The sequence below is a fragment of the Blastomonas natatoria genome (assembly GCF_003201955.1).
GTDB lineage: Bacteria > Pseudomonadota > Alphaproteobacteria > Sphingomonadales > Sphingomonadaceae > Blastomonas > Blastomonas natatoria.
The window spans coordinates 1-4,816 of sequence record NZ_QJJM01000039.1 but is presented as its reverse complement, the minus strand read 5'-3'; the positions used below and the strand labels follow the sequence as shown (position 1 = coordinate 4,816).

Genomic DNA, 4,816 nt, shown 5'->3' with positions numbered 1-4,816 from the left:
ACCCGCGAGAGCCGGTCGTCTTTTCAGCTATGTGTAATGTCGAAAACATGGTGCCTCGCTTTCATCATGGCGCATGACCTGCCTTCATGCTTAGACAGGCGTGATATATGCGCTGCGCATACACTATGCGCCGTCAATGAATGAGGCAACCCTTTGAACGTACTCTCGGACCGGCTCGTCAATCTGTTCGGCGCCCTCGCAGTGGGCATCACCGATCGAATTAGGGGTTTGAGTAGCAACGGAACAGAAAACCTACATAAGCCAAGCAGCCGCTTATCTCCGGTCCGCGTTGTCATGGACATAACGGCGCAGCACGCGGTTTATTTCGGTCTGGTATCCCCCCGATTGCGCGTGATCCTTGAACCAGCTCACCACATCGGTATCGAGCCGCAGGGTAACGGGTTTTTTGCGCGGCTTGTAAAGACCGGGACGCTTTGCCAAAGCCCAATTCTCAATCGGTGCCTCGGGAATATCCGCCGTGTCGATGTCAGTGTCAGGCATGTCCACTAGCTGCGCAATTTGGGCCGCTATGTCAGCCTCAGTCATCTTGTGCTTCATAACGTTTCCTTTCATCGGCTGTCGCTTTTCGGGCGCTGATAATACGTATGCTGTTCTCATCGTCACCCGTGGGGAGCGTGTGGACGACCGTTAAGATCAATATGCCGCGTACCAAGCCAATCGCGTGCCAGCGTTCTTCGTCGTTTTCATAGCGATCAAACACGATGATATGGGCGGGATCATCCCAGACCAGCTCAGCCAGCTCGAATGCGACATGGTGCTTGCGCAGGTTGGCAGCGGCCTTGTCGTCGTCCCACTCAAATATCACAAAACTTCCTGTATTGACATTATCGTGCATACATTGCTCGAGGGCCAGATGCAACGCTGAACCATGCGGTCACAACAAACCCCGGTTTGATGCGAAGCGGTCCGACGAACGCGATCGACCCACTGGACGGCCTTCAATCTCACATCTACCCGTCCAGAAACCTATAGCCGGTAAACCCATCGTTCGATAGATTGATGCAAGAGGGAGCGGGCGTCGATGCTGATCGGGTACATGCGGGTGTCGACGGGCGAGCAGAATCTCGATCTGCAACGTGATGCGCTCGATCGTGCCGGATGCAACCGGATCTTCGACGACGTTTGCTCGGGCCGTACGACCGAACGGCCTGGGCTCGACAAGGCAATCGATATCATGCGTGATGGCGACGCTCTTGTTGTCTGGAAGCTCGACCGAATTGGACGGTCGCTGCCTCACGTCGTCGGGCTGGTCGGAGATCTGCAGAAGCGCGGCGTCGGCCTGAAGGTGCTGACCGGCGATATCGATACGACGACCGTCACGGGCCGGTTAGTGTTCGGCATCTTCGCAACCCTGGCCGAGTTCGAGCGCGACCTGATCCACGAGCGCACGATGGCAGGGCTGGCTGCGGCCAGGGCCCGTGGCCGCGCGGGCGGGCGGCCACGGGTGATGACGAAACAGAAGTTGAAGGCCGCAATGGCGTTGATGGCAGACCGCGACAATGCCGCGCGCGACGTCGCTGTCCAGCTCGGAGTATCGGTGTCGACACTCTATGCCTATGTCGACGCCAAAGGACAGCCGCGAGAGCGGGCCAGCGAACTGTTGGCCAAGCGCGGGACCAGATCCGCGGCAGCGGCATAGCGTGAAGCGGTGCCAGTCAGCTTTCTCTCGGACGACCAGGCACTGCGATATGGTCGCTTCGTAGGCGATCCGACCTCGGAACAGCTGGCGCGGCACTTTCATCTCGACGATGCGGACCGGGCGTTCATCGGCGCACACCGCGGCGACCACAACCGGCTCGGTGTCGCGGTGCAGCTTGGCTCGTTGAGGCTGCTCGGCACTTTTCTCGAAGATCCGGCGCAAATACCTGCGTCCGTCACGCGATTTGCTGGCGACCAACTGGCGATCGACGGATCGGCCGAACTAATGGCGCGATATTGCGCGACCAAGGGACGATGGCGGCACGGCCCGCGCATCCGCATTCATTATGGCTACCGAGTCTTCTCCGATCCCGGCGTCGCGTTCCGATTGCATCGTTTCCTGTATGCGCTGTGCTGGACGGGCACCGATCGACCGTCGGCCCTGTTCGACGCAGCCGCGACATGGCTGCTCGAGTTCAAGGTGATGTTACCGGGATTGTCCGTCCTCGAGCGCGATATCGCACGGGTCCGCACGCGAGTCGCCGCGCACGTCCATCGCCGCCTGGTCGACAAGCTGACGTCAGAGCAACGTACCCGGCTCGATACGCTCGTCGCTGTTGCCGAAGATGGACGGCAAAGCCCGCTCGATCGACTCCGTGATGGGCCATATCTGCAAAGCGGCCCTGAGATCAGCCGGGCCATCGACCGACTGACCGAAATCCGTACATTCACCACAGGCTTGCCCGAACTCGACCGCGTACCGCCCGGCAAGGCCGCCGCATTAGCGCGATTTGCCGGCGCCGCGAAAGCGCAGGCCGTCGCCCGGTTGCCGGACGATCGCCGCGCGGCGACCCTGGTTGCCTTCATCCGGACGCTTGAAGCGTCGGCCAGCGACGATGTCATCGACCTGTTCGACGCCGTGTCGACCAAGATGTTCTCCAATGCGCGCATCAACGCCAAGGAGGCGCGGATGCGCTCACTGCGCGATCTCGACGCCGCATCGCTCCGGCTTCGCGATGTCGGGGCGGTGCTGCTCGATGACAGTATCGGCGACACCGAGGTCCGCGCAGCCGTGTTCGCGCTCGTCGACCGGGCAGCGCTGACCGAGGCCGTCGCGCAGGTGAACCTGCTCGCCCGGCCGACCGACGAGAGCTACTTCGTCGAGTTGCGCCAGCAGACTGGCACGATGCGCTATCTGCCGAAGATGCTTGCTGGGCTCGATCTTGCGGCGGCGCCAGCGGGGCAGCCGCTGTTGGACGCGGTCGATCACCTGCGGAGAGTTCAGCAGGGTGAAAAGCGCCGTGGACCGGTACCAACATCTTTCGTACCCAAGGCCTGGGCCCGCCAGCTGAAGACCGCGGACGGTGCATTCGATCTGATCGGATACCGGCTTTGTACGCTCGACCGACTACGCCGCGCCATCCGTCGCCGCGACGTCTTTCCCGTTCGCTCACTTCGCTATGCCGATCCTCGCAAGGGCCTACTGACGGGAGCTGGCTGGGAGGCGGCGCGACCGACGGTATGCCGCACGGTCGGCGTGGCGGTCGCTGGCGACGAGGAAATCGCCAAACTTTCGGCGCGGCTCGATCTTGCCTACCGCGAAACAGCCGCGCGCGTGCCGGACAACGATGCCGTGACAATTACGAAGACCGCGAGCGCCGCCGACCTATCAATCGCACCGCTCGATAAGATCGACGAGCCATTGAGCCTCACCAACCTGCATAATGCGATCGATGCGCGACTGCCGCGGCTCGATCTCCCCGAGCTGATCCTGGAGATGCACGCGCGAACGGGGTTCGGGGCAGCGTTCACTCATGCCAGTGAGGGCAATGCGCGCGCTGAGGATATAGCGACCACGATCTGTGCAGTGCTTGTCGCGGAGGCAACCAATACCGGGTTCGAGCCGCTTGTCCGCTCGGAGGTCCCCGCCTTGCGCCGGTCGCGGCTGAGCTGGGTGAAGCAGAACTTCATGCGGGCCGAAACGCTGACGGCGGCCAACGCGCTACTGGTCGCCGCGCATAACAGGATTCCACTGACCCGTGCCTGGGGCGGCGGCGAGGTCGCCTCGGCCGATGGGCTGCGATTCACCGTGCCGGTCCGCACGATCCACGCCGGCCCGAACCCGCGCTATTTCGGGCGCGAACGCGGCGTCACCTGGTACAATCTGGTTTCCGACCGTTTTTCCGGGCTGAATGCCGTGACGGTCCCCGGTACGTTGCGCGACAGCCTCCATCTGCTGGCGGTCGTGCTCGACCAGGAAACCGAATTGCGGCCAAGCGAAATCATGACCGATACGGCCGGCTATACCGACACAATTTTCGGCGTTTTCTACCTCCTCGGGCTCCAGTTCTCGCCGCGCATCGCCGATATCGGCGGCGCGCGGTTCTGGCGTGTCGATGGAAAGGCCGATTACGGTGTGCTGGACGACCTCGCGTCGAACAGGATCAACACCAAGCTGATCGTCGAGCACTGGGATGACCTGCTGCGCCTGGCCGGATCGCTGAAACTCGGCGTCGTGCGCGCGACTGGGCTCACCCGTGTCCTTCAGACCAACGATCGCCCGACCAAGCTAGCGCGCGCGCTCCAGGAACTTGGCCGCCTCATCAAGTCGCTCTACATGCTGCGGTTCATCGATGACGAAACCTACCGGCGACGCATCCTGGTCCAGCTCAACCGGGGCGAGAGCCGTCACCAGCTCGCCCGCACCGTATTCCACGGCAAGCGCGGTGAGCTTCGTCAGCGTTACCGCGAAGGGCAAGAAGATCAACTCGGCGCGCTTGGGCTCGTCGTCAATCTGGTCGTGCTCTGGAACACGATCTACATCGACGCCGCGCTCAACCAGCTCCGCACCGAAGGTCATGTGATCCTCGACGAGGACGTCGCGCGCCTCTCGCCGCTCGGCTCCCAACACATCAACATGCTCGGGCGCTACGCCTTCACCATCCCCGACATGGTCGCGCGCGGCGAGCTGCGGCCGCTCCGTGATCCCAGCGTCACGGGCATCGACGATGCCTGAAGCCGCGCCTTATGTAGGTTTTCTGTTCCGTTGCTACTCAACCCCCAATTAAGAAGGCGGCATTCGACCCGACGATACCCGGCGGTGGCGAAACCACCGCGGCGATCGTCGTCATCGGTCACGCGACCGGTCTTTCGATCG

General features: G+C 62.3%; 4 protein-coding genes. 2 read left to right on the top strand and 2 right to left on the bottom strand.

The genetic code is table 11. From position 1 onward, the window contains the following. Positions 1–273: 273 nt before the first annotated feature. Positions 274–558: a BrnA antitoxin family protein gene (locus C7451_RS19505; protein ID WP_010339846.1), complete on the bottom strand. Its 285-nt coding sequence runs from the start codon at positions 556–558 to the stop codon at positions 274–276. Beyond that, positions 539–856 carry a BrnT family toxin gene (locus C7451_RS19500; protein WP_031290428.1) on the bottom strand — a complete coding sequence of 106 codons (318 nt, stop codon included), beginning with the start codon at positions 854–856 and terminating at the stop codon, positions 539–541. Before C7451_RS19500 ends, C7451_RS19505 begins: the two co-directional genes overlap by 20 nt. A 186-nt stretch (positions 857–1,042) precedes the next feature. On the opposite strand from C7451_RS19500, the gene C7451_RS19495 reads away from it, so the two are divergent. Together C7451_RS19495 and C7451_RS19490 are read left to right on the top strand one after the other, a co-directional pair. After that, positions 1,043–1,660 (top strand): recombinase family protein, encoded by a 618-nt coding sequence (locus tag C7451_RS19495; protein ID WP_015449304.1) that lies wholly within the window; start codon positions 1,043–1,045, stop codon positions 1,658–1,660. Between the two features lie 9 nt (positions 1,661–1,669). Then, positions 1,670–4,675, top strand: a complete 3,006-nt coding sequence (locus C7451_RS19490; protein WP_110300467.1) for a Tn3 family transposase — start codon at positions 1,670–1,672, stop codon at positions 4,673–4,675. Positions 4,676–4,816: the final 141 nt, after the last annotated feature.